Consider the following 24,643-nt stretch of genomic DNA (forward strand, 5'->3'; position numbering starts at 1 on the left):
TGGGTGCCGGGGCTGGACTCGCGCGCCGCGATGCCGTGCACTCGGCCCGCAGCATGCCCGGATCCCGGAGGTCGCCGATGACAGCCCCGCTCGCCGTATTCACCACGCTCGACGATGCCGAGGCCGCCGCCGAGCTGGCCCGCCGCGCGGTCAGCGACGGCCTGGCCGCCTGCGTCCAGCGCGAGGAGATCGACTCCATCTACACCTGGCAGGGCGCGGTCCAGACCGACCGCGAGATCCGGCTGCTCTTCAAGACCACCGAGGCCGCCTACGACGCGCTCGCCACGCTGATCCTGTCCGCGCATCCCTACGACGAGCCGGCGCTCTGGGCCTACCGGATCGAGCGCGGCAGCCCGGGCTATCTCGACTGGATCGCCGCGAATGCTCGGCCGCGGCCCTGAGCCGGGCTTGCCAAAAACCCCGCGCCGCGCTCTAAGCCGGCCATGCTCTCCTACCAGCACGCCTATCACGCCGGGAATCTCGCGGACGTCCACAAGCACGCGCTTCTGGCGTGGATGCTCGCCTATCTGACCCGCAAGCCGAAGCCGCTGAGCTATATCGAGACCCATGCCGGGCGGGGCCTCTACGACCTCGAGGGCGCGGCGGCGCGGCGCACCGGCGAGGCCGCGCAGGGCGTTCTGCGGCTGGGCGCGCGCTTTGCGGTTGACCACCCCTATCCCCGGGCGCTGGCCGCCGCCCGCGCGGCGCACGGGCCCGCCGCCTATCCCGGATCGCCGCTGATCGCCGAGAGCCTGCTGCGGCCCGGCGACCGGCTGCACCTCGCCGAACTGCATCCCGCCGAGAACGCCGCGCTGCGCGACGGCCTGCGCGAACGTCCCGACGGCCCCGGGCTCCGCATTTACCGCCAGGACGGGTTCGAACTTGCCCAGAGCCTGGTGCCGCCCGATCCACGGCGGGGCCTGCTGCTCTGCGATCCGTCCTGGGAGGTGAAATCCGACTATGCCCGGCTGCCGCGGATCTTTGAGAGCCTGAACCGGGCCTGGAATGTCGGCATCCTGGCGCTCTGGTATCCGATCCTCGCCGATGCCCGGCACCGCGACATGACCGATGCGCTGGCCCGGGCCTTCCCCGAAGCGCTGTCGTCCGAGGTGCGCTTCCCGCCGGCCCGCGAGGGGCACGGCATGGTGGGCTCCGGGCTCTTCGTGGTGAACCCGCCCTGGGGACTGGCCGAGGAAGCGGCACGGCTGCGCGGCCTCTTCGCGGGGCGCTGAACGCCGCCCCCGCGCCGCGCGCCGGCGGCGCCCGGCCGGCGCGAGGCGATTGCCGGCAGGGAGCACTGGCCGCGGCCCGCGGACGGGATATATTCGCGCCATGTTCGCAGATTTCCTCAGGCGTCTCAGCGCCCCCGAAACCGACCCCCTCTCCGAGGACGACGCGCGCCTCGCGCTGACCGCACTGCTGGTGCGGGTCGCCTGCTCGGACGGGACCTTCGATCCGGCCGAACGCGACCGCATCGACCGTATCGTCGCGACGCGCTACCGGTTGGGCCCGGACGCCGCCGCGGAGCTCCGGGCGGAGGCCGAACTGCTCGAGGGCCAGGCCCCCGACACGGTGCGTTTCACCCGCGCCATCAAGGACGCCGTGCCGTACGAGGAGCGCATGGGCGTGATCGAGGCGCTGTGGTCGGTGGTGCTTGCCGACGGGGTGCGCGACCCGGAGGAGGATTCGCTCCTGCGCCTGGTCTCCAACCTCCTCGGCATCACCGACCGCGACAGCGCGCTGGCCCGGCAGCGGGTGGCCAGCCGGGACTGACCGGGGCCTGTCCCGGCCCTGCGGCGGGACCGGCCGGACCGGGCGGGCGGGCGCCTCCGAAACGGAATGACGCGCCGTCACCTTGGCGGTTTCGGCGGCCATTGATCCGTTTTGGCCGTTGCAAACACCGCTTCATCTGCGACATTCTCGCCCGAACCTCGCACCTGTCCCTGGACGAAGGCCGCCTGCCGCCCGTGACCGCCTCCGACGCCCCCGTCATCGCCATCCGCGACCTGCACAAGAGCTACGGATCGCTCGAAGTCCTCAAGGGCGTCGACGTCACCGCCCGACGCGGCGACGTGGTGTCGCTGATCGGCTCCTCGGGATCGGGCAAGTCGACGTTGCTGCGCTGTGCCAACCTGCTCGAGGACAGCCAGCAGGGCGACATCGTCTTCAAGGGCGAGCCGGTGGCCTGGCGCGGCGCCGGGATGGAGCGCCGCCCGGCCGATGCCCGGCAGGTCATCCGCATCCGCACGCGGCTCTCGATGGTGTTCCAGCAGTTCAACCTGTGGTCGCACCTGACCATCCTCGAAAACGTCAGCGAGGCGCCGGTCACGGTGCTGGGCCACGACCGCGCCGAGGTCGAGGCGCGCGCCCGCGGCTATCTCGACAAGGTGGGCATCGCCGACAAGGCCGATGCCTATCCGGCGCAGCTCTCCGGCGGCCAGCAGCAGCGCGCGGCGATCGCCCGGGCGCTCGCCATGGAGCCCGAGGCGATCCTTTTCGACGAACCGACCTCGGCGCTCGACCCCGAACTCGAGCAGGAGGTCGTCCGGGTCATCCAGGCGCTGGCCGAGGAGGGCCGCACCATGATCCTCGTCACCCACGACATGCGCATGGCGCGCGACATCTCCGACCACGTGGTGTTCCTGCACCAGGGCCGGATCGAGGAGGAAGGCGCGCCCGCGGCGCTGTTCGACGCCCCGCGCTCCGAGCGCCTGCGCGGGTTCCTGAGTTCTACCCAAGCCGGGTGAGGCCGAAAACGGTCCGCCCCATCGCCCATCGTCAATCAGGGAGACATGACGATATGAAACCGATCCTTCTTGGCGCCGCCACGCTGGCGCTCACCGCCTCCGCCGCCTTCGCGCAGGACACCGTCCGCCTGGGCACCGAAGGCGCCTACCCCCCGTACAACTTCATCAACGATTCCGGCGCCGTTGACGGCTTCGAGATCGAGCTCGGCAACGAGCTCTGCACCCGCGCCGAGCTGACCTGCGAATGGGTCACCAACGAATGGGATTCGATCATCCCGAACCTCGTCTCCGGCAACTACGACACGATCATGGCCGGCATGTCGATCACCGACGAGCGTGACGAGGTCATCGACTTCACCCAGGATTACTACCCGCCGACCGAGAGCGCCTATGTCGCCGCCTCCGAGGAGGCCGACTGGCAGACCGGCGTGGTCGCGGCGCAGGCCACCACCATCCAGGCCGCGCATGTCGCCGAGGGCGATGCCGCGCTGATCGAGTTCGCCACCCCTGAGGAGACCGTGGCGGCGGTGCGCAACGGCGAGGCCGACGCGGTCTTCGCCGATTACGACTACCTCAAGCCGCTGGTCGAGAGCTCGGGCGGCGAACTGGTTTTCGTCGGCGATCCGGTGCCGCTCGGCAAGGGCATCGGCATGGGCCTGCGCGAGAGCGACGCCGAACTGCGCGAGACCTTCGACGCCGCGATCACCTCGATGAAGGAAGACGGCACGCTGAACGAGATGCTGGTGAAGTGGTTCGGCGAAGAGATCGGCACCTACTGATCCCCTGACGACGATCCGGGACGGGGGCTTCGGCACCCCGTCCCGCGGAGACTTCCCGGATGTTCGCATTCTGCGCCGATCCCGCCGCGCTCGACGGCCTCGCCTGGCTGGCCTGCTACCTGACCACCGGCAAGCATCTGGCCTTCTATGCGGCCTTCGGGACCGTGCTGCTGCTGCTCGCGATCACCGCGCCGCTGGCGCTTGGCATGGGCTTCCTCGGCGCCGTCGCCGCACGGGCCCGGCTGGCGCCGGTCCGGCTTCTGGGCAAGGGCTACATCGCGGTGGTCCGCGGCGTGCCCGACATCGCCTTCTTCCTGTTCTTCGTGATCGCCCTCGACCAGGCCATCGAGTGGTTGCGCCACAAGGCCAAGTGCCCGGACTGGGACATGCCGGTGCGCCAGGGCTCGGATTTCGTGGTCTGCGCCGAGGCCAAGATGCCGCTTTCCTCGGCGCCGCAATGGCTGCACGAAAGCTACGGCTTCGGCCTCGCCGTGGTCACCTTCGCCATCGTCTTCGGCGCCTTCGCGGCCAACGTGCTCTACGGCGCCATGCGGGCGGTGCCGCGGGCCCAGATCGAGACCGCCGAGGCCTACGGCATGACCCCGCGCCAGACCTTCCGTCGCATTCTGGTGCCGCAGATGTGGGTCTACGCCCTGCCCGGCCTCTCCAACCTCTGGATGGTGCTGATCAAGGCGACGCCGCTGCTCTTCCTGCTCGGCGTCGAGGACATCGTCTACTGGGCGCGCGATCTCGGCGGCACCAAGACGCCGCAATTCACCGATTACCCGCACGGCGACTGGCGCATGTGGTACTTCCTCGCGCTGCTGGTGTTCTACCTGTGCTTCACCCGGGTTTCGGAGATCGTGCTCGACCGGATCATGGCGCGGCTGACCTACGGCCAGGCCACCGCCGGCGGCGAGGCGCAGCGGAAGGCCGGGGCATGACGGGTGACGCGATCACTATGGGCGTGCGGGCCTTCCGGCCGGTCGGTCCGGGCGCGACCCAGGCCTTCGACGACGTGCCGAGTGCCTCCCCCGGATGCGGCTGGGGCCGACGCCCCCGCCCGGCGGGGCGGTCGGGGGTTGCGCGGCCTGCGGCCGGGCAGGACGAGGCTTCGACGCCGAAACCGGCCGCATATGTCAGGCGGGCCCGGGCGGTCTTCATGGCCCTAAGCACAGAGGGCAGTTCCCGGCCGGGGGCGGGGGTAAACCCCCCGCCCGGGGGGGCGGTCGGGGCCTGCCCGGCCTGCGGCCGGGCGGGGCATTCGGACGGAGCCGGCGGCCCCCGCGACCTTGCGCGCCGCAGCACTTTCCATACGGGCGCGCGGCTTGACCTCGGGGATCGCCGGCCCGCAACGCGGCCCGGCTTGCGGCCGGGCGCTGCACCCGCTGCGCGGCGCCGTCACGGGGCCGGCCGCGCTCACCGCATCCCGACCGGAGCCTGCTGATGTCTTGCTGGGAGACCATCGCCGATTACGCCTTCCGCAGCCTCGGCTTCGGCGAACGGCTGCTGCCGCGCTCGGATTTCACGCTGTGCCAGCAGGTGGTGCTGATCGGCTCGGGCATGCTGTGGAACATCTATTTCGGCACCATTGCGCTGCTCTCGGGCTTCGCGCTCGCCACCGCGGTGGCGCTCGGCAAGGCCGCGCAGAGCCGCTGGCTGCGCAAACCCTCGGAATGGTTCATCTTCCTGTTCCGCGGCTCGCCGCTCTTCATCCAGTTCTTCTTCGCCTATTTCGCTTTCCTGAGCCTGAAATCGGTCTACCCGGTCTTCGACCCCTTCACCGCGGCCTGGCTCGGCGCGACGATCGTGCTGTTTCTCAACACCGCCGCCTATTCGGGCGAGATCTTCTACGGCGCGCTGCTGTCGGTCCCGAAGGGCGACATGGAGGCGGCCGATGCCTACGGGCTGACCGGCTGGCGGCGCTTCCGGCGCATCACCTGGCCGACCATGCTGCGGCTGGCCTGGCCGGCCTACACCAACGAGGCGATCTTCCTCTTCCACGCCACCGCGCTGGTCTTCTTCTCGGGCTTTCCGGCGCGCCAGCAGAAGGGCGACGCGCTCTATTACGCCAATTACTTCGCCGACAAGACTTTCAACCCGTTCGTGCCCTACCCGATCCTGGCCGGCTACTTCATCCTGCTGACGCTGGCGATCATCGCGATCTTCGGCGCCGTCAACGCCCGCCTGAACCGGCACCTGCCGCAGCCCGCGCGGCCGCGCCTCCGGTTCCGCCCGGTGCTGATCCGCTGACCCCCCGGGGCCGCCGGGCCGGGGCTGCCGGACCGCGTCGGCCGGCTTCGCCGACGGCAAGGCTTGCCAGACCCCGCACCGGCACTGTATCCATAATTTGATCAAATTTACTGCGAGCAGCGAGAGCGATCGATGGCCGCCCCCGGATACATGAAGAACTTCCTGCGCAAGAACCCGCAGATCCGCACCATCCGCGTCGCCGCGGCCGACCTGAACGCGCAGCCGCGCGGCAAGCGCATCCCGTCGCGCTTTGCCGACAAGGTGCTGGAGGACGGCACCCGCTTCCCGCTCTCCGCGCTCAACCTCGACATCTGGGGCGAGGACATCGACGACAGCCCGCTGGTCTTCGAGAGCGGCGACCGCGACGGCATCCTGTGGCCCACCGAACGCGGCTTCCTGCCGATGCCCTGGCTCGAGGGCGCCACCGCGCTCCTGCCGATCTGGATGTTTCGCGAGGACGGCCGGCCCTATGACGGCGACCCGCGCCACGCGCTGCGCGCGGTGCTCGACCGCTATTCCGAGAAGGGCCTGCGCCCGGTGGTGGCCTGCGAGCTGGAATTCTTCCTGATCGACGATTCGGGCCGCAACCTCGAAGTGCCGATCAGCCCGCGCTCGGGCAAGCGGCGCAAGGCGGCCGAGACCCTGTCGATCCGCGCCCTCGACCAGTTCGACCAGTTCTTCACCGACCTCTACGACGCCTGCGAAGCGATGGACATTCCCGCCGACACGGCGATCTCGGAGGCCGGGCTGGGGCAGTTCGAGATCAACATGATGCACAGCGACGACGCGCTGCGCGCCGCCGACGATGCCTGGCTGTTCAAGCTGCTGGTCAAGGGCATGGCGCGGCGCCACGGCTTCGCCGCCTCGTTCATGGCCAAGCCCTACGAGGATTACCCGGGATCGGGGCTGCACACGCATTTCTCGGTGCTCGACCGGGACGGCACCAACATCTTCGACGATGGCGGCCCGCGCGGCAACGCCACGCTGCGCCACGCCATCGCCGGCTGCCTCAACGCGATGCACGATTCGGCGCTGATCTTCGCGCCGCATCTCAATTCCTACGACCGGCTGGTGCCCGACAGCCACGCCCCCACCGGCATCTGCTGGGCCTACGAGAACCGCACCGCGGCGATCCGCGTGCCCTCGGGCAACCCCAAGGCGCGGCGCATCGAGCACCGCGTCGCCGGCGGCGACGTGAACCCCTACCTGCTTCTGGCGGCGATCCTCGGCGCGGCGCTGAACGGCATCGAGGACGGCGCCGAGCCGCCCGAGCCGATCTCGGGCAACGCCTACGCGCTCGACCTCGAACAGATGCCGGCGGACTGGTCCTCGGCCATCGCGGCCTTCGAGGACAGCGACGTGATCCCGCGCATCTTCGCCCCCGAACTGATCCGCAACCTGCTGCTGACAAAGAAGCAGGAGGTGTACTACATGAACGAGCTGAGCCCGCAGGAGCAGGTGACCATCTACCTCGACACGGTCTGACCGGCGGAGCGCGGCTCTTCGTTCCGGCCCGGGAAACCGGGCCCGCATTGACAATCGGTGATCCATGAAGATCGGCATTCTCCAGACCGGCCACGTGCCCGACAGCCTCGCCGCGCGCTTCGGCGAGTATCCCGACATGTTCGAGCGCCTGCTGGCCGGGCACGGCTTCGACTTCGCCCGCTGGGCGGTCGATCACGGCGTGTTTCCCGACGGCCCCGGGGATGCCGACGGCTGGCTGATCACCGGCTCGCGCCACGGCGCCTACGAGGACCACGCCTGGATCCCGCCGCTGGAGGATCTGATCCGTGCCATCGATGCCGCCGGCCGGCCGCTGGTGGGGGTCTGCTTCGGCCACCAGATCATCGCCCAGGCGCTCGGCGGGCGGGTCGAGAAGTTCCCCGGCGGCTGGTCGATCGGCGCCCAGGCCTACACCTTTCCCGAGGGCCCGCTGACCATCAACGCCTGGCACCAGGACCAGGTGACGAGGCGCCCCGACCGGGCCGAGGTGGTGGCGCATTCGCCCTTCTGCGAGAACGCCGCGTTGCTTTACGGCGACCGCATCTACACTGTGCAGGCGCATCCGGAATTCGACGACGCCTACACCCGCGGCCTGATCGACGAGCGGGGCCGCGGCGTGGTGCCCGACGCCCAGCTCGACGACGCGCGGGCGCGGCTCGGCACGCCGCTCGACAGCGCCCGGATCGGTGCGCAGTTCGCCCGTTTCTTCCGCGAGGGACGCATCTCATGAGCGACACCGACTGGACCGAGGGCCTGCCCGAAGCGGCGCAGCTCTATCTCGAGAACCGCCGCCTCGACGAGGTCGAATGCATCATCTCCGACCTGCCCGGGATCGCCCGCGGCAAGGCGGTGCCGGCGTCGAAATTCGCCCGCCAGAAATACTTTCACCTGCCGGATTCAATCTTCTTCCAGACCATCACCGGCGATTGGGGCGAGGCCGCCGACAGCGAGGAAGGCTTCATCGAGCGCGACATGATCCTGCACCCGGACATGGGCACCGCCTCGGCCGCCCCCTGGACCGGCGACTGGACGCTGCAGGTCATCCACGACGCCTATGACCGCCGCGGGCGGCCGATCCCGATGGCGCCGCGCAACGTGCTGAAGCGCGTGGTCGAGCTCTATCACCAGAAGGGCTGGCAGCCGGTCGTGGCCCCCGAGATGGAGTTCTACCTCGTCGCCCGCAACATCGACCCGGCCAAGGACATCGAGCCGATGATGGGCCGCTCGGGCCGCCCGGCAGCGGCGCGGCAGGCCTATTCGATGACCGCGGTGGACGAGTTCGGCCCCGTCATCGACGACATCTACGACTTCGCCGAGGCCCAGGGCTTCGAGATCGACGGCATCACCCAGGAAGGCGGCGCCGGCCAGCTTGAGATCAACCTGCGCCACGGCGACCCGGTGCGGCTGGCCGATGAGGTGTTCTACTTCAAGCGGCTGATCCGCGAGGCGGCCCTGCGCCATGACTGCTTCGCCACCTTCATGGCCAAGCCGATCGCCGAGGAACCCGGCTCGGCGATGCACATCCATCACTCGATCAACGACATCCACACCGGCAAGTCGATCTTTTCGGGTCCGCAGGGCGGCGAGACCGACGCCTTCTTCCACTTCATCGGCGGGCTGCAGCGCCACCTGCCCAACGCCATCGCGGTGCTGGCGCCCTACGTCAATTCCTACCGCCGCTACGTCCGCGACCATGCCGCGCCGATCAACCTCGAATGGGGCCGCGACAACCGCACCACCGGAATCCGCATCCCGCTCTCCGGGCCGGAGAGCCGGCGCGTCGAGAACCGGCTGGCCGGCATGGATTGCAATCCCTATCTCGGCATCGCCGCCTCGCTGGCCTGCGGCTATCTCGGCCTGACTCAGGAATGCTGGCCGTCCAAGCAGTACAAGGGCGATGCCTATGAAGGCGAGGGCGACATCCCGCGGGTCCTCGGCCAGGCGCTCGACCTGTTCGACGGCGCCAAGGACCTGCACGAGGTGCTGGGAGCGGAATTCGCCCGGGTCTATTCCATCGTCAAGCGCACCGAATACGAGGAGTTCCTGCAGGTCATCTCCCCCTGGGAGCGCGAGCACCTGCTGCTGAACGTCTGAGACTGCCCATGAACCTGCTGTTTTCCAACGACCGCCCCGGCGAGTACCCGCGCAGCTGGTACGCCGCCACGGCGCGTCCGCTGACCCCCGCCCCCCGGCTCGACGGCGCGACCCGGGCCGATGTCTGCATCGTCGGCGGCGGCTATACCGGCCTCTCGGCGGCGCTGCACCTCGCGGAGGCCGGGCTCGACGTCGTGCTGCTCGAGGCGCATCGCGTGGGGTTCGGCGCGTCGGGGCGCAATGGCGGCCAGCTCGGCTCGGGCCAGCGGATGGGCCAGAAGGGGCTCGAGCGGGCGGTCGGGCGCGACGCCGCGCGGCAGCTGTGGGACCTGGCCGAGGAGGCTAAGGCGCTGGTCAAGGACCTGGTGGCGCGCCACGACATCGCCTGCCACCTGAAGCCCGGCGTGGCCGAGGCCGCCTCGTCGCGGCGGGGCTTTCACGACCTCACCGTCCATGCCCGCCATCTCGAGGACGATTACGGCTACCGGCACCTGGAGGTCCTGCGCGGCGACGATTGGCGCGCCGTCTGCCCGTCGCCGGATTATGTCGGCGGCGTGCTCGACAAAGACGCCGCGCATCTGCACCCGCTGGAGCTGGCCTTCGGGCTTGCCCGGGCGGCGCGTGGCGCCGGCGTGCGGCTCCACGAGGGCACGCATGTCCGGGAGGTGGTCCGCGGCAGCCCGGCCCGCGTCGTGACCGCGGGCGGCAGCGTCACCGCCGACCACGTCATCCTTGCCGCCAACGGCTATCTCGGCGGCCTCGCCCCGGCGGTGGCGCACCGGGTGATGCCGATCAACAATTTCATCGTCGCCACCGAACCGCTGGGCGAGCGCCGGGCCGAGGTGCTGCGCCGCGACATCGCGGTGGCCGACGACCGCTTCGTGGTGAACTATTTCCGCCTCAGCCATGACGGCCGGCTCTTGTTCGGCGGCGGCGAAAGCTACGGCTACCGCTTCCCCTCCGACATCCGCCGGGTGGTGAAGAAGCCGATGCTGAAGGTCTTCCCGTCGCTCCGCGACGTCCGGCTCGACCATGCCTGGGGCGGCACGCTGGCGATCACCATGAGCCGGATGCCGCATCTGGCGCGGCTGACGCCGAACGTCCTGACCGCCTCGGGCTATAGCGGCCACGGCGTCGGCACGGCGATCCATGCCGGCCGCCTGATGGCCGAGGCGGTGCGCGGCCAGGCCGCCGGGTTCGACGCCATGGCGGCGGTGCCCACGCCCTCCTTCCCGGGCGGCCGCCGGCTGCGCACGCCGCTCCTGGCCCTGGCGATGAGCTGGTACGCCATGCGGGACCGCATGGGGCTCTGAGCCGGCCCCGCCCGATAGTCCTTGGCGCACCGGGCGGCCCGTCTTACCAAGGGATCAGGTAAGAGAGCCGAGCGAGGAGCCTCGATGAGCCTGATCCCCGACCTGACCGCGGCCGCACCGATCCCCGAGGCCGCGCATGAGGAGGTCGCGGCGCTGCTGCGCTCGGGCGCGCTGTTCCGCTACGGCTCGGACGCGCCCAGCCCGGTGGCCCTGCTGGAGGCGGAATTCGCCGACCTGCTGGGCAGCCGCTTCGCGCTCGCCGTGTCGAGCTGCTCGGCCGCGCTGTTCCTGGCGCTCAAGGCGCTCGACCTGCCGGCAGGCGCGCGCGTGCTGGTGCCCGGCTTCACCTTCGCGGCGGTGCCCTCGGCGGTGCTGCATGCCGGTTGCCACCCGGTCTTCTGCGAGGTCGGCCGCGATTACCGGATCGACCTCGACTCCTTCGCGGCCGCGCTCGACGGAGTCGCAGCGGTGCTGGTGTCGCACATGCGCGGACATACCTCGGACATGGACCGGATCCGGGCGCTGGCCGCGGCGCAGGGCGTGCCGGTGGTCGAGGACGCCGCGCATTCGCTGGGCACCACCTGGCACGGCCGGCCGATCGGCACGCTGGGCGCCATCGGCTGCTTCAGCTTCCAGAGCTACAAGCTGCTCAATGCCGGCGAGGGCGGCATCCTCGTCACTGACGAGCCCGACCTGGCGGCGCGGGCGGTGATCATGTCGGGCGCCTACGAGCACAACTGGCGGCAGCATCCCGGCCTCGGCGCCGCGGTGGCGCGCTGGCAGAACCGCCTGCCCCTCTACAACACCCGGCTGTCGAACCTCTCGGCTGCAGTGATCCGGCCGCAGCTCGCCGCCCTGCCCGCGCGCGTGGCCAACGGCCGACGCAATCACGACCTCGTCGCGGCACGGCTCGCCGCATCGCCCTGGGTAACGGTGCCGGAGCCGCTGGAGCCCGAGGCCCGGGCGCCGGATTCGGTGCAATTCAACCTGCCGGAGTTCAGCCCGGCCGAACGCGCGGCCTTTGTCGCAGCGGCGGCGGAACGCGGCGTCGCGGTGCAGATCTTCGGCGACAGCCCGGACAATGCCCGTGCCTTCTGGAACTGGCAGTTCCTGCCCGAGATGCCGGATCTGCCGCAGACCCGCGCGATGCTGATGCAGGCCTGCGACCTGCGGCTGCCGGCGCACCTGGCACCCGAGACCTGCATCGCCGTGGCCGAGGCGCTGCTCTCGGCGCTCGATGCCGCCGCCCCGCGCCGCGCCTACGGCACCTGACCGGTACCGGCCCTCAGGGCCGGCCCCGGGGGCTCACTTGTTCATGCGGGCAAGCTTGTTCTGCAGCTCGGCGAGCTGCTTCTTGATGTCGTCCAGGTCCTCGCCGCCCTCGGCATCCTCGGGGCGGGGCCCGGTCGACCACGGCGTGCCGCCGCCGGTCATCGCCTTCATGAAGGCTTCCTGCTGCGCCTGCATCGCCTCGAACCCGGGCATCTTCGCCATCGGGTTCATCGAACTCATGTTCTCCACCCATTTCGACTGGCTGTCGCGGAACATCTCGAACGAGGCGGCGAGGAATTGCGGCACCATCGAGGTGGCCTGCGTGGTGTAGGAGCGCACCAAGTCGGTCAGCACATTGATCGGCAGCACGCTTTCACCGCGCGCCTCGTGCTCGGCGACGATCTGCAGCAGGTATTGCCGGGTCAGGTCGTCGCCCGACTTCAGGTCGATGATCTTCACGTCGCGGCCGTCGCGGATGAAACCGGCAATATCCTCCAGCGTCACGTAATCGCTGGTCTCGGTGTTGTAGAGCCGGCGGCTGGCGTAACGCTTGATGAGAAGCGGTTTTTCCGTCTGCGACACCCCGGGCGCCCTCCTGGCCATTAAGCACGTGCAGCATGCTAGGCCGGAGCCCGGGCCGGGCACAAGTCATCTTGTCGCGACCCATTGTCAGGACACGAAAAAAGGCGGGCTCGAAACGAGCCCGCCCAGCCATCTGCGCCGTCTTTGGGAGGAGGGTCTCGGCGCAGGCCGTGATCTTTATTTCGCGGCTGCAGCACCGGCGCTGGCGGTCTTCTTGGCGCCCGCCGCGGCGTCCGCGCCGGCCTTTTTCATGGCCGCGGTCGCGTCCTCGGAAAAGTCCTTGCCGGCCGCCATCATCAGCTCGACCGTGTCCATCTGGACCTTCTTGGCGATCTCGGCGAAGGCCGACATGTGCTCGGCGGTCATCTCGGCCTGGGCCGAGGCAAATTCGGTCATCGCCTTGGCGTAATCGGCGGGCTCGGTCTTGGCGCGCGAGATTTCCGAGAGCTTGGACAGGGTTTCCTTGGTCCACTTGGCCGACAGTTCGGTCGACTTCTCGGCCGCCTCGATGGCCACGCCGGAGAGCTTCTCGTTGAGCGTCGCAGTGGTCTTGAACGCGTCGTTCATCGCGGTCGTGTCGACCGGGAACGCGCCCATCATGTCCTTCATCATCGCGGCGAAATCTTGCTGCTTGTAAGCCATTCGATCACCTCTTGCTCTGACTGCGGCAGGACCACCCTGCCCGGTTCTCGGCTGTTGATCGAAATATGCTCGCTGCGCCGCAGCATTTCAAGGATTTTTTGCTGCGGCGCAGAAATTTCCGCTAGGTCAATGCTCTCCGCCGCGTGCCTTCACCTTCACGTAGCTCCCCGGCGCCGGCTCGATCGGCGGATGCTCCGAATCACCCACGTCGCGGGCTGGCACCATGTCGCCGGCATGCGCGCGCAGCCACTGCTCCCAGCGCGGCCACCACGAACCTTCGTGATAGGAGGCGCCGGAGAACCAGTCCTCGGCCTCCCCGGTCAGGTCGTCGTTGACGTAATGGCCGTACTTCTTCTTCGAAGGCGGATTGACGATGCCGGCGATATGGCCCGATTCCGACAGGATGAAGACGCGGTCCCGCGCTCCGGTCTTGGACATGCCGCGGTAGCAATCCTTCCAGGCGGCGATGTGGTCGGTCTCGCAGGACACGGCGCAAAGCGGCATCTCGACATCGCCGAGATGCAGCCGTTCGGCGCAGAACTCCACCCCGTCCTCGGCGAAGGCGTTGTCCTGGCAGAGCCGCCGCAGGTACTGCACCGCCATCTTGCCCGGCAGGTTCGAGCCGTCGCCGTTCCAGTAGAGCAGGTCGAAGGCCGGCGGCGTCTCGCCCATCATGTAGGATTTGATCGCCGGGCCGTAGACCAGGTCGTTGGAGCGCAGGAACGAGAAGGTGCGCGCCATGATGAAGGAGCGCAGCAGGCCGGTGCGTTCCACCTCGCTCTCGATGCCGTCGATGAAGTCGTTTTGCAGGAACGGCGTGAACTCGCCCTGGTCGCTGAAATCGGTGAGCGTGGTGAAGAAGGTGGCGGATTTCACCGAAGTGTCGCCGCGCTGCTTGAGCAACGACAGGGTGAGCGCCAGCGTGGTGCCGGCGATGCAGTAGCCGATGGCGTTGACCTGCTCCTCGCCGGTGATCTGCTTGACGTGGGCGATGGCCTCGAGGAAGCCCTCCTCGATATAGGTGTCGAGCCCGACATCGGCGTAGCTGTCATCGGGGTTGACCCAGCTCACCACGAACAGCGTGTAGCCCTGGTCGACGACCCAGCGGATGAAGCTGTTCTGCTCCTTCAGGTCGAGGATGTAGAACTTGTTGATCCAGGGCGGGAACAGCACGATCGGCGTGGCATGGACCTCGTCGGTGGTGGGGGCGTACTGGATCACCTCCATCATCCGGTTGCGGAACACCACGTCGCCCTTGGCGGTGGCGATGTTCTCGCCCAGCTTGAAGGCCTTCTCGTCGACCAGTCGCACCACCAGTTCGCCGTCATTGGCCTCGAGATCGGCGATCAGGTTCTCCAGCCCCTTCACCAGGCTCTCGCCGTCGGTCTCGATGGCCTTCTGCAGGGCGTCGGGATTGGTCTGCAGGAAATTGGTCGGTGCCAGCATGTCGATGATCTGACGCGCGAAATACTTCAGCCGACGCTTTTCGGTCGGGCTCATGTCATCGATGGCCGAGACCGCGGATTCGATCGCCTCGGCGTTGATCAGGTATTGCTGCTTGATGAAATTGAAATACGGATGCGTGTCCCAGAGGGGATTCTGGAAGCGCTTGTCGCGGGGCCCGGGATCGGCCGGCGCCTGCAGCTTGCCCTTGGCCAGCGCCTGCTGCGCCTCGACGAAGTGCGAGACCGATTTCGACCAGTATTCCACCTGGTGCTCGAGCACCCGAGTCGGGTTCTGAACCCAGGTCTGCAGGTAACCCGCGACGGCCTTGGCGTAGAGTTCCTGGCCGGGCCCCGTCAGGGCAGGGTTCGTGACCTTCTTCTGGGCCATCGCTGCCAAAAGGCGTTGCGACAACTCCTCGACCTTACGCAAATTTTCGTTCAGTCGGGTGACGTTGGGCTCTGCGCTCTTGGTCTCAGTTGTCATGAAACTGTTTCCCCCCTAGATTCGCTGCTGTGCAGAAATAGGTTCGCGCACATACAACGCAATGCGCGATGCAGGGCCAGGTTGTCCAGCGCCCCGCTTCGGTGAGAGGAGACAGCATGCGCTACATGGCGACCTACGACATGATGGAGACGGCCCGGAACACGTTCCAGTGGCTGGGCGCCTCGGCGCGGACCATGGCCTCCTACCCGCACCTCGCGGCCCTGCCGATCCCGGCGATCCAGTGGATGGCGGCCTGGGGCGAGGTGACCGAACGCAGCTTCGAACGCATGGTCGCCAAGCCCGACTGGGGCATCGACAGCGTGACCTGCGACGACGGGCGCGACCATCTCGTCAATGTCCGCACCGCGGTGAGCCGGCCGTTCGGCGATCTGCTGCATTTCGAGGTCACGGGCCGCGAGGAACAACCCCGCAAGATCCTTCTCGTGGCGCCGATGTCGGGGCATTATGCCACGCTCCTTCGCTCGACCGTGAAATCTCTTATCGTCAATTGTGAAGTCTATGTCACCGATTGGCACAATGCGAGAGACATTCCGGTCTCCGCCGGCAAGTTCGACGTCGAGGATTACACCCTCTATCTGGTCGATTTCATGCGCGAACTGGGCCCCGACACCCATGTCATCGCGGTCTGCCAGCCGGCGCCCCTGACGCTCGCCGCGACGGCCTACCTGGCCGAGGCCGATCCCGCCGCGCAGCCGCGCTCGATGACCCTGATCGGCGGCCCGATCGACCCCGACGCCACCCCGACCGACGTCACCGATTTCGGCTCCCGCGTGCACATGAACCAGCTCGAGGAGACGATGATCCAGCGCGTCGGCTTCAAGTATGCCGGCGTCGGCCGCAAGGTCTATCCGGGCCTGCTGCAGCTGACCTCCTTCATGTCGATGAACATGGACCGCCACGCCTCCGCCTTCAACGAGCAGATCCTGCGGGTGGCGCGCGGCGAGGCCTCCGACCACGACCCGCACAACCGCTTCTACGACGAATACCTGGCGGTCATGGACATGCCGGCGGAGTTCTACCTCTCCACGGTGGAGCGGGTCTTCAAGCACCGCGAGATCGCCCGGAACGCGTTCACCGTGAAGGGCAAGCCGGTCGATATCGGCAAGATCACCACGGTGGCGGTGAAGACCGTGGAAGGCGCCAATGACGACATCTCGGCCCCGGGCCAGTGCGTCGCCGCGCTCGACCTCTTGACCGGCGTGCCCGAGCACAAGAAGGCCAGCCACGTGGAGCCCAATGCCGGCCATTACGGCATCTTCGCGGGCCGCAGCTGGCGCAACAACATCCGGCCGCTGGTGCTCGACTTCATCGACCAGAATTCGCATGCGCCGGAGCCGGCGCACGGCGCCAACGGATCGACCAAGAACCTCTCCGTGGTGCGCTGACCCGGACGTCGCGCGCCCGGGCCCCCGCCCCGCCTCAGCCGGCCGCCTCCGCCGCCAGCAGCATGTCGGTCATGGCCTGCGTGCCGCGGGAGAATTCCAGCGGGCACGGATATGCGGCACCGTCCAGCGCCGCGGCCACGAAGGCTTCCACCTGCAGCACGTAGTGGTTGTCGGCGGGGAAGCGTTCCACCACCACCCGATTGCCGGCCTCGTGCAGCCGTATCTCGGCCTGCCCGTAAACCTGCGCGTTGAACGGCGCGGTCAGGCGCAGCACGCCGTCGCTGCCGTGGAACACCATCTCCTGGTAGGGCGCCATGCGGGTGGCGACGTAGCCGGTATAGAGGAAGGACGGAAAGCGCACAGTGGCGTGGGCGCGGACATCGACGCCGTTCTCGCGGGCAATGTCCACCGCCAGCACCGTCTCGGGCTCCGCCCCGGTGGCGAAGCGCACCGCGCCGTGGGTGTAGACGCCGATATCGGCGAGCCCGCCGCCGCCGGCATCGACGCGGTTGCGAATGTTGGCCGGGTCGGGATTGTTGTAGGAAAACGCCGCGTTGACCGCGATAAGCTCGCCCACCGCGCCGTCCTGCAAGAGTGCGCGGGCGCGCTGCCATTGCGGATGGTGCACGATCATGAAGGCCTCGGCGGCGACCAGCCTGCTGTGGTCGCGCGCCGCGATCAGGTCGTCGATCTCGGGCGCCGACATCGCCACCGGCTTCTCGCAGAGGACGTGTTTGCCGGCCTCGAGCGCGCGCCGGGTATAGGCGACGTGCAGGTGGTTGGGCAGCGGGATGTAGACCGCGTCGATCTCCGGATCGGCCAGCAGCGCGTCGTAGTCGTGATGCACCCGGAGCGCGCCGAACCGGGCCGCGAAGGGCGCGGCCTTTTCGGGATGCGAGGTCGCCAGCGCCGCGACCCGGCTGCGCCGCGCCGCATGCAAAGCCGGCCCCATGCGGGTCAGGGCGAAATGAGAGGCCCCGAGAATGCCCCAACGCAGGTCGTCGCTCATCTTCCGGTCCCTTTCCGCCAGATCCGCGCCATCCCACCCTGTTAGCGCAATCAGCTCGCGGGTGACAGCCCCGGGGACCGGCGTCCGGAACCCGGACCGGCACCGGGCGTTGGCTCGCAATGACCTGGATCGCCCTCGCGTTCGCCCTGCTCTTCGCGCTCGTCCACATCTTCATCGGCCGGCTTCACCTCCTCGACCGCACCCCGCGCAGCCGCTGGCTCTCGGCCGCCGGGGGCGTCGCGGTGGCCTATGTCTTCCTGCACATCCTGCCGGAACTGGCGGAGCACCGCGAGGTCCTGGCCGAAACCGAGGCGCTGCCGGGATTCCTCGCCGAGCCGATGGTGTTCCTGGTGGCGCTGGCCGGTCTCGTGGCGTTCTACGGGCTCAGCAAGCTTGCCGCGCATTGGCGGCGGCGCGCCGAGGACCCCGACAGCGAGACCGAGGGCGCGTTCTGGCTGCATCTCGGCTCCTTCGCGGTCTACAACCTGATCGTCGGCTACCTGCTGCTGCACCGCGAGGAGACCGGGCTGGGATCGCTGCTGATCTTCGGTGCGGTCATGTCGCTGCACTTCGTCACCGCCGATTTTGGCCTGCGCCACGACCACCGGCACCGTTACGATTCGGTGGCGCGCTGGATCCTCGCCGGCGCCGTGCTGGGGGGCTGGGCGCTCGGAACAGCCATCGAGGTGCCAGAATCGGGCGTGGCGGTCCTTTTCGCCTTCCTCGCCGGCGGCATGGTGCTCAACGTGCTGAAGGAGGAACTCCCGGAAGAGCGCGAGAGCAGCTTCCTGCCCTTCCTCAAGGGCACCGCCGGGTATTCCCTGCTTCTGCTCGCCCTCTGAGCACCCTATGTTGATAAAAGAATGCCGGCCCCGCGTCCGGGACCGGCATGCCTTCGTCGCGAACTGCAGGGGCTCACGCCGCCGGCAGCATGCCCCGCTCCCGGGCCAGATCCTGCATCCGCTTCTGCAGCTTCTCGAAGGCCCGGACCTCGATCTGGCGGATGCGTTCGCGGCTGACGTCGTATTCGCCGCTCAGATCCTCCAGCGTCAGCGGCTGGTCGGCCAGCCGGCGCTTGACCAGGATGTCGCGCTCGCGGTCGTTGAGCACGTCCATGGCGCTTTCCAGCATGGCGCGCCGCGCCTCAAGCTCGTCGCGAGCCTCGTAATCGCCAGCCTGGTCCGCGCCCTCGTCCTCGAGCCAGTCCTGCCACTGCATGGAGCTGTCGTCGTCCTGCCCCACCGTGGCGTTCAGCGACGCGTCGGAGCCCGCCATGCGGCGGTTCATCGAGATCACCTCGTCCTCGGTCACGCCGAGATCGGTGGCGATCTTCTCCACGTGTTCGGGCCGCAGGTCGCCGTCCTCAAGCGCGCCGATGCGGCTCTTGGCCTTGCGCAGGTTGAAGAACAGCTTCTTCTGCGCCGAGGTCGTGCCGAGCTTCACCAGGCTCCAGGAGCGCAGGATGTATTCCTGGATCGCCGCCCGGATCCACCACATCGCGTAGGTTGCGAGGCGGAAGCCCTTGTCCGGGTCGAAGCGCTTGACCGCCTGCATCAGGCCGACATTGGCCTCCGAGATGACCTCGGCCTGCGGCAGGCCGTAGCCGCGATAGCCCATGGCGATCTTGGCGGCGAGCCGTAGGTGGCTGGTCACCAGCTTGTGCGCCGCCTCGGTGTCCTGATCCTCGACCCAGCGCTTGGCCAGCATGAATTCCTCTTCCGGTTCCAGAAGCGGGAACTTCCGGATCTCCTGAAGATACCGGCTCAGCCCGGCTTCCGGCGACGGAGCGGGAAGATTGCCGTAGTTGCTCATTCCCATCCCTCCAATGTTTATGGGCTTAACATACCATCTGGGATGCCGCCCCACGGGTTTCAATCGCCAACGTGGCGTTAGCGTCCTTGTCTGTATAACGGGTTAAGGGCGGGGACGGATCCGAGAACTCCGTGCGTTCAAGCACTAGTGCTGTGTGTTTCAGTCCCGGCCCCGCCCCCCAGCAGGTCGATCAGCGCCGCCATGTCGGCGGGCAGCGGCGCGCGGAAATGCAGCCGCCCGCCGGCGGGATGCTCGAAGCCCAGCTCGGCCGCGTGCAGCGCCTGGCGGGGGAAGCCGCGCACCGCCTCGATGGCATTGGCCGGCAGCGCCTTGGGCGACGGCTTGCGGTTGCCGCCATAGACCGGATCCCCCACCAGCCCGTGGCCGGCATGCGCCATATGCACCCGGATCTGGTGCGTGCGCCCGGTTTCGAGCCGGCATTCCACCAGCGCCAGCGCCGCCGGCCGGCCGAAACTCTCGAGCAGCCGCGCGCGGGTGATGGCGTGACGCCCCTGGCCGAAATAGACCGCCTGGCGCTGGCGGTCGGTGCGGTGCCGGGCGAGCCCGGTGGTGATCTTCATCACCCCGCTCGATTCGAAGGACACGCCGCGCACGCCGCGGAGCCGCGGATCGCCGGCATCGGGGGCGCCGTGGCAGAGCGCCAGATAGGCCCGCTCGGCGCTGTGGGCGGCGAATTGCTCCGATAGGGCGTGATGGGCGCGGTCGGTCTTGGCCACCACCAGAAGGCCCGACGTGTCCTTGTCGATGCGGTGCACGATGCCCGGCCGCCTTTCGCCGCCGACCCCGGAGAGGCGGTCGCCGAAATGGTGCAGGAGCGCGTTGACCAGCGTGCCGTCCGGGCTGCCCGGCGCCGGGTGCACCACCAGCCCCGCGGGCTTGTTGACGACGCAGAGATCGTCGTCCTCGTGCAGGATGTCGAGCGGGATCGCCTGCGCCCGGGTCGCCACCTCGCCGGCTTCGGGGACGCGGATCTCGATCACGTCGCCCTCGGCCACCGTGGCCTTGGCGTCGAGGAGCACCTCGCCATTGCGGCTCACCGCGCCCCCGGCGATCAGCCGGGCGAGGCGGGTCCGCGACAGCGCCGCCTGCTCTGGCACATCGCGGGCCAGCGCCTTATCAAGACGCGCCGGCGGTGCGCTGCCGATGGTCACCGAAAGGAGCGTGGCGCTCATGGACGAGTCTCCCGAAGATCCGGCCCCCCCGCCGGAGATCCGTTTCATCAAATGGCTGGTGACGGTGCTGGCGGGCACGATGATCGCCGGGGTTCTACTGATCGTGATCCTGCTTGTCATCCGCCTGCGCGATCCGGGGCTCACTCTGCCCGAGGACCTCGCCCTGCCGGAGGGTGCGCGGGCCTCGGCCTATACCCAGGGCGAAGGCTGGGTGGCGGTGGTCACCGAGGCGCAGGAGATCCTGATCTTCGACGGCTTCACCGGCGCGCTGCGCCAGACCCTGCGAATCGCCCCCGGGCAATAGCGCGCGGCCGCCATGCGGCCCGCGGCGCGCCCACGTCAGCGATGTGAAATAAGGTGGTACCGCCTCCCCGGCTTGAACGGGGGACCTCTGGATCCACAATCCAGCGCTCTAACCAACTGAGCTAAGGCGGCCCGGTGAGCGGGGGAATAGCGCCGGTGGGGGAGCGATGCAACCCCGTTTGGCGCCCCGCCATGCGCGCGGGCAAAGATTGCTTTCGCGCGCCGCCCCGCCTATTGCCGCGCCAGACCCCGCGGCGCCGCGACGCCGCCCATCCAAGGACCGAGGCCATGGGAATCAACGACGAACGCGACATCGAGGCGAATCTTCAGATCGGCCCGACCGATCACGGCATGGTGCGGATCTTCGTGGCGGCCGGCGACATGGAGGTGCCGATGGATTTCGAGCCCCACGAGGCGCTGGAGATCGCCGAGGAAATCCGCGCCGCCGCCGAGGCCGCGCGCGGCGTCAAGCCGAAGTCCAGACGCTGACACCCTCCGGGTCGCGCAGGCCGTGCAGGCGGCGCGCGGCATGGAAGGCGATGCGCCGGATCAGGGCGTTGCGCCGGGCCCCGGCGAGCTTGTGCTCGGGGGCCATGCGCACGATCTCGGCGTCGTAGGCATCGGCGAGGATCAGACCGGTCCCCTCGGGCAGGAGCTCGGTCGGGAACGCCTCGTCGACGGCCCAGAAATAGCGGTCGCACCAATCGACATAGCCCTGCCACTTGTCGTCCGACAGGAAGTCGGCGCGGCACGACTTGCATTCGACGACCCAGATCTCGCCCTTGGGTCCGAGCCCCAGCACGTCGACGCGGCGGCCGCGCTTGGGCACGAATTCCTCCACCGTGGCGAAGCCCAGCGCGCCCGAGAGATGCCGGGCCACGCCCCGGGCGAGAAGCTGACCGGGCATCAGCGTGCGCTCGGGCCGGTCGAGGATCTGGGTCTTGTCGGTCATGCGGCCAAGTAAAGAACATTGCCCGAACACCCGCAACCCCGCTCCGTCCTCACGTTTGCGCGTGCCTCTTCCCGGCCGGCGGGCAAGGCCCTAGGCTCGGCCCGTGCCGCCCGCCCCGCCGTCATTCCGGACCCGCCATGCCCGACATTTCCGATTCCCGTCCCGAACCGCGCGGCATCGCCCATGCCCGCGAACTGAGCGGCCACCTGGCCTGGCTCGACACCTTCACCGGCACCGCGCTGGGGGTGCTGGCCACGGCCTCGGGCATCTACACCTATCTCGGCGTCTCCTCGCTGCTCGAGGATGACGGCGCCATGTCGGTCTTTGCCGCGATCGCCTATTCGGTGGCGGTCTCGGTCGGCATCTTCGTCTTCTGGTCCTACCTGATGCGGCTCTTCCCGGCGGTGCGCAGCGCCGGCGCCCGGATCGGCCTGCTGGCGGCGATGGGGCTCGGATCGCTGGCCATCATCGCCATGTCCTCCTGGCTCAACGCCGCGGCCCTGGCCGGCTCGGCGGCGGTCGAGCAGCACCTGGCCAAGACCGTGCAGGATTACCAGGCGAGCCTCGAGCGGGCGCACGAGGTGGCGCTTTCGGCGCAGGCGCTGGAGCGCGACGTGGCGCGGGTCCGGCAGAGCTTCGAGGACCTGTCGGAGCGCGAGGCCGCGGGGTCGCTGTCGGGCTTTGCCGGGCGCGGCGCGGTGTTCCGGGTGCTGAACCAGAAGGCCGACGAGCTGGCGGCGCTGGAGGCGCAGATCGCCGACCAGACGCCGCTGGTCGACCAGACCTTCGCGCAGGGCAACGCCATCCTGTCGCGGATGCGCGCGCTGACCGTGGAGCCCGGCCCGGTGGAGCCGCGTTCGGTGGAGTTCTCCGAGGCCGCGGTCGAGCTGCAGGGCCTGGTGACGCGGCTGCGCCAGTTGTCGGTGGCGCCCCTGGTGGAACGCGCGGCGCAGGATCTCGCGGCCTCGGTGGTGCTGCCCGAGCTCGACGGCGCCACCGAGGAGACGCGCGGATCGCAGCAGGCCACCATCGCCTCGGTGCTCGACGTGCTGTCGCAGCGCGCCACCACGCTGGCCCAGGCCGCGCAGGCCGTGCAGGCGCTGCGCCCGGCCCAGGACGTGACCTACACGCCGCTCTCCTCGGCCGATGCGGTGATCCTCTATGCCGGCAATTTCGTGCCCTCCTGGGCCGGCGCCATCGCCATCGACCTGCTGCCGGCGGTGCTGGTCTTCATCGTCGCGGTGACCCAGGCGGCAATCCGGCGCGGCCGCGACGGCGCCGAGCTGGCCGACACGCTGACCCTGGCCGAACTGCGCGGCGCGCTGGCGGCGCTGCGCGAGATGGAGGGCGGGCTCGAGGCAGTCCGCGGTCCCGCGGCAGCGCCCGCCGAATCCCCCGCGCCGGCGCGCGGCGGCCCGGCCGCGGCCGAGGACGCGCCGGTCCACGAGGCGGGCGACAACCAGGCCGGGCCGGCGCCGGGCATCACCCCGCTGACTGGGCGGCGCCCGTGACTGGGACGCCGGTCCGGCGCGCGCTCAAGGCGGCGCTCGGCCTGCAGATCGCGCTCGGGGCGGCGCTGGTCTGGGGCGACATGACGGCCACCCCCACCGGCGGGCTGCGGCTCCCGGGGGCGGCGCCGCGGCCGCCCGCCCTGACCGAGCCGGTGCGCCCCGGCGACCAGCGCCGGCGCTTCGATCCCGCCGCGCCGCGCCCCGCCACCCGGCCCGGCCGCGATCCCGGCGCCCTGCCCGACCGGCTGGTGCTGAGCCGCATCGACGCGGAGACCTGGCGGCTCGAGGGCGGCATCGGCGAAGGCGATGCCGAGCGCATCGCGGCCCGGCTCGGCGATCTGAAGCCCTTGCCGGAGACCCTGGTTCTGCAATCGCCCGGCGGCTCGGTGACCGACGCCCTGACGCTCGGGCGCGAGATCCGCCGCCTCGGGCTCGTCACGCGCATGCTGCCGGGGGAGTTCTGCTATTCCGCCTGCCCCTACCTGCTGGCCGCGGGAACCGCGCGCAGGGTGCCCGACGCCGCCGCGGTGGGCGTCCATCAGCATTATTTCGGCGAGAGCACCCTGCTGCCCGCCCGCTTCGCCATCGAGGACATCCAGCGCGGCCAGGCCGAGGTCATGGTCTACCTCGCCGAGATGGGCGTCGATCCCGCCATGACGCGCCACGCCATGGCCACGCCGCCCGACGAGATCTACCTGATGCTGCCCGGCGAGCTCGACGAATACGCCCTGCGGACGGCGGCGGAGTGACGGCGGCGCCGGCATCGGCGGGCCCCGCCGCGGCGCCGGTGGCGCATTTCCGTGCCCGCCCCCTTGTCAGCGCCCGCCCGGCGTCTTAGCTCCGTTCGAGACGGGCACTGCCCTTCCCGTGAAACGGTTGCATTCCGGTGGCCTTAAGCAATTCCGAGGGAGTTGGCTCTGATCGGGTCCTGGCCCGGTTACCTGACGCCCACCTGTACATACAGGTCCTCGGGAATGAGATAACCTCACGGTTGTGGCGGTCCCGTCGCTCGCCCTTCTCCGCACAGTCTTGCCGACCGTCAATGCCGGCGTGAAACCTTCCGGCAGGCTTTCCGTGTTTCTCTGTCAAACGCAGGCAGGGAGGGACAGGAGCATGACAATCGCCGCGCGACCCGGCGCTTCCCACGATGTCCTGGCAGGTGCCGACATCGAGGCGGCGGAATACCTTCTCGACCTGTTGCCCGAGCCCGACCGCCGCGCCTTCGTACAGGCGCTGGCGTCGGACGCCGCGCGGCGCCGCGCCCTGCATCGCTGGGCGGCGCGCCTCGGCCCGTTGCTGGCCGGGGCCGGTCACGGCCCGTTGCTGGCCGGGGCCGGCCACGC

General features: G+C 69.3%; 26 protein-coding genes, 1 tRNA gene and 1 other RNA gene. 20 read left to right on the forward strand and 8 right to left on the reverse strand.

What is annotated here, in order from left to right; genetic code table 11:
* Positions 1-77: 77 nt before the first annotated feature.
* The 12 genes from cutA (at position 78) to ACXYMW_RS16400 (ending at position 11,961) form a co-directional block, all read left to right on the forward strand.
* Positions 78-401 (forward strand): divalent-cation tolerance protein CutA, encoded by a 324-nt coding sequence (gene cutA, locus ACXYMW_RS16345; protein ID WP_459036401.1) that lies wholly within the window; start codon positions 78-80, stop codon positions 399-401.
* A 42-nt stretch (positions 402-443) separates the two neighbouring features.
* The gene (rlmJ, locus tag ACXYMW_RS16350) at positions 444-1,232 is read left to right on the forward strand and encodes a 23S rRNA (adenine(2030)-N(6))-methyltransferase RlmJ (protein WP_459036402.1); all 789 of its coding nucleotides are present in this window, start codon (positions 444-446) and stop codon (positions 1,230-1,232) included.
* Between the two features lie 100 nt (positions 1,233-1,332).
* Positions 1,333-1,773 carry a tellurite resistance TerB family protein gene (locus ACXYMW_RS16355; protein WP_459036403.1) on the forward strand — a complete coding sequence of 147 codons (441 nt, stop codon included), beginning with the start codon at positions 1,333-1,335 and terminating at the stop codon, positions 1,771-1,773.
* A 194-nt stretch (positions 1,774-1,967) separates the two neighbouring features.
* Complete coding sequence (locus ACXYMW_RS16360) at positions 1,968-2,747, forward strand: ABC transporter ATP-binding protein (RefSeq protein ID WP_459036404.1); 780 nt, start codon at positions 1,968-1,970, stop codon at positions 2,745-2,747.
* A 53-nt stretch (positions 2,748-2,800) separates the two neighbouring features.
* Positions 2,801-3,526: a transporter substrate-binding domain-containing protein gene (locus tag ACXYMW_RS16365; protein WP_459036405.1), complete on the forward strand. Its 726-nt coding sequence runs from the start codon at positions 2,801-2,803 to the stop codon at positions 3,524-3,526.
* A 59-nt stretch (positions 3,527-3,585) separates the two neighbouring features.
* Positions 3,586-4,470: an ABC transporter permease gene (locus tag ACXYMW_RS16370; protein ID WP_459036406.1), complete on the forward strand. Its 885-nt coding sequence runs from the start codon at positions 3,586-3,588 to the stop codon at positions 4,468-4,470.
* A gap of 502 nt (positions 4,471-4,972) precedes the next feature.
* Entirely contained in the window at positions 4,973-5,779 is an 807-nt protein-coding gene (locus ACXYMW_RS16375; protein WP_459036407.1) for an ABC transporter permease, read from the forward strand.
* 150 nt (positions 5,780-5,929) lie between these two features.
* Entirely contained in the window at positions 5,930-7,264 is a 1,335-nt protein-coding gene (locus ACXYMW_RS16380) for a glutamine synthetase family protein (RefSeq protein WP_459036426.1), read from the forward strand.
* 64 nt (positions 7,265-7,328) lie between these two features.
* A complete protein-coding gene (locus ACXYMW_RS16385) occupies positions 7,329-8,012 on the forward strand; it encodes a type 1 glutamine amidotransferase (RefSeq protein ID WP_459036408.1) in 684 nt (227 codons plus the stop codon).
* Positions 8,009-9,376 (forward strand): glutamine synthetase family protein, encoded by a 1,368-nt coding sequence (locus ACXYMW_RS16390; RefSeq protein WP_459036409.1) that lies wholly within the window; start codon positions 8,009-8,011, stop codon positions 9,374-9,376. Before ACXYMW_RS16385 ends, ACXYMW_RS16390 begins: the two co-directional genes overlap by 4 nt.
* Before the next feature lie 8 nt (positions 9,377-9,384).
* Positions 9,385-10,689, forward strand: a complete 1,305-nt coding sequence (locus tag ACXYMW_RS16395) for an NAD(P)/FAD-dependent oxidoreductase (protein ID WP_459036410.1) — start codon at positions 9,385-9,387, stop codon at positions 10,687-10,689.
* Positions 10,690-10,773: 84 nt separating this feature from the next.
* Entirely contained in the window at positions 10,774-11,961 is a 1,188-nt protein-coding gene (locus ACXYMW_RS16400) for a DegT/DnrJ/EryC1/StrS family aminotransferase (RefSeq protein WP_459036411.1), read from the forward strand.
* A 33-nt stretch (positions 11,962-11,994) separates the two neighbouring features.
* Here ACXYMW_RS16400 and phaR read toward each other — a convergent pair whose 3' ends face one another.
* The 3 genes from phaR to phaC all read right to left on the reverse strand — a co-directional run bounded on the left by phaR (position 11,995) and on the right by phaC (position 15,114).
* A complete protein-coding gene (gene phaR, locus ACXYMW_RS16405; protein ID WP_459036412.1) occupies positions 11,995-12,543 on the reverse strand; it encodes a polyhydroxyalkanoate synthesis repressor PhaR in 549 nt (182 codons plus the stop codon).
* A 177-nt stretch (positions 12,544-12,720) separates the two neighbouring features.
* Positions 12,721-13,185, reverse strand: a complete 465-nt coding sequence (locus ACXYMW_RS16410) for a phasin family protein (RefSeq protein ID WP_459036413.1) — start codon at positions 13,183-13,185, stop codon at positions 12,721-12,723.
* Positions 13,186-13,311: 126 nt separating this feature from the next.
* Entirely contained in the window at positions 13,312-15,114 is a 1,803-nt protein-coding gene (phaC, locus tag ACXYMW_RS16415) for a class I poly(R)-hydroxyalkanoic acid synthase (protein WP_459036414.1), read from the reverse strand.
* A gap of 116 nt (positions 15,115-15,230) precedes the next feature.
* Between phaC and phaZ the strand changes: the two genes are divergently transcribed.
* Complete coding sequence (phaZ, locus tag ACXYMW_RS16420) at positions 15,231-16,520, forward strand: polyhydroxyalkanoate depolymerase (RefSeq protein ID WP_459036415.1); 1,290 nt, start codon at positions 15,231-15,233, stop codon at positions 16,518-16,520.
* 34 nt (positions 16,521-16,554) lie between these two features.
* Here the strand turns inward: phaZ and ACXYMW_RS16425 are convergent, their stop codons facing one another.
* Entirely contained in the window at positions 16,555-17,529 is a 975-nt protein-coding gene (locus ACXYMW_RS16425; RefSeq protein WP_459036416.1) for a Gfo/Idh/MocA family protein, read from the reverse strand.
* A 119-nt stretch (positions 17,530-17,648) separates the two neighbouring features.
* Here ACXYMW_RS16425 and ACXYMW_RS16430 point away from each other — a divergent pair, with 119 nt between their 5' ends.
* Positions 17,649-18,371 carry a ZIP family metal transporter gene (locus ACXYMW_RS16430; protein ID WP_459036417.1) on the forward strand — a complete coding sequence of 241 codons (723 nt, stop codon included), beginning with the start codon at positions 17,649-17,651 and terminating at the stop codon, positions 18,369-18,371.
* A gap of 73 nt (positions 18,372-18,444) precedes the next feature.
* Here the strand turns inward: ACXYMW_RS16430 and rpoH are convergent, their stop codons facing one another.
* Both rpoH and ACXYMW_RS16440 read right to left on the reverse strand, forming a co-directional pair.
* Positions 18,445-19,341, reverse strand: a complete 897-nt coding sequence (gene rpoH, locus ACXYMW_RS16435; protein WP_459036418.1) for an RNA polymerase sigma factor RpoH — start codon at positions 19,339-19,341, stop codon at positions 18,445-18,447.
* A gap of 137 nt (positions 19,342-19,478) precedes the next feature.
* Positions 19,479-20,534 carry an RluA family pseudouridine synthase gene (locus tag ACXYMW_RS16440; protein ID WP_459036419.1) on the reverse strand — a complete coding sequence of 352 codons (1,056 nt, stop codon included), beginning with the start codon at positions 20,532-20,534 and terminating at the stop codon, positions 19,479-19,481.
* Between ACXYMW_RS16440 and ACXYMW_RS16445 the strand changes: the two genes are divergently transcribed.
* Positions 20,533-20,838 carry a DUF6476 family protein gene (locus tag ACXYMW_RS16445; protein ID WP_459036420.1) on the forward strand — a complete coding sequence of 102 codons (306 nt, stop codon included), beginning with the start codon at positions 20,533-20,535 and terminating at the stop codon, positions 20,836-20,838. The two genes, ACXYMW_RS16440 and ACXYMW_RS16445, sit on opposite strands and share 2 nt — an antisense overlap.
* 54 nt (positions 20,839-20,892) lie before the next feature.
* Here the strand turns inward: ACXYMW_RS16445 and ACXYMW_RS16450 are convergent.
* A tRNA-His gene (locus ACXYMW_RS16450) sits at positions 20,893-20,969 on the reverse strand.
* Between the two features lie 156 nt (positions 20,970-21,125).
* Between ACXYMW_RS16450 and ACXYMW_RS16455 the strand changes: the two genes are divergently transcribed.
* The gene (locus ACXYMW_RS16455) at positions 21,126-21,326 is read left to right on the forward strand and encodes a DUF6324 family protein (protein ID WP_459036421.1); all 201 of its coding nucleotides are present in this window, start codon (positions 21,126-21,128) and stop codon (positions 21,324-21,326) included.
* Here ACXYMW_RS16455 and ACXYMW_RS16460 read toward each other — a convergent pair.
* Positions 21,304-21,789, reverse strand: coding sequence for an MmcB family DNA repair protein (locus ACXYMW_RS16460; RefSeq protein ID WP_459036422.1), 486 nt, complete (start codon positions 21,787-21,789; stop codon positions 21,304-21,306). The genes ACXYMW_RS16455 and ACXYMW_RS16460 overlap by 23 nt on opposite strands.
* A 137-nt stretch (positions 21,790-21,926) precedes the next feature.
* On the opposite strand from ACXYMW_RS16460, the gene ACXYMW_RS16465 reads away from it, so the two are divergent.
* From ACXYMW_RS16465 to ACXYMW_RS16480, 4 genes are all read left to right on the forward strand, one after another.
* Complete coding sequence (locus ACXYMW_RS16465) at positions 21,927-23,300, forward strand: hypothetical protein (protein WP_459036423.1); 1,374 nt, start codon at positions 21,927-21,929, stop codon at positions 23,298-23,300.
* A complete protein-coding gene (locus ACXYMW_RS16470) occupies positions 23,297-24,049 on the forward strand; it encodes a COG3904 family protein (RefSeq protein WP_459036424.1) in 753 nt (250 codons plus the stop codon). Before ACXYMW_RS16465 ends, ACXYMW_RS16470 begins: the two co-directional genes overlap by 4 nt.
* A gap of 101 nt (positions 24,050-24,150) precedes the next feature.
* A non-coding RNA gene (gene ssrS, locus ACXYMW_RS16475) (6S RNA) lies at positions 24,151-24,307 on the forward strand.
* 106 nt (positions 24,308-24,413) lie between these two features.
* Positions 24,414-24,643: hypothetical protein (locus ACXYMW_RS16480; RefSeq protein ID WP_459036425.1), on the forward strand; the 230-nt coding region annotated here is incomplete at its 3' end.

Source organism: Roseivivax sp. CAU 1761 (assembly GCF_054482755.1).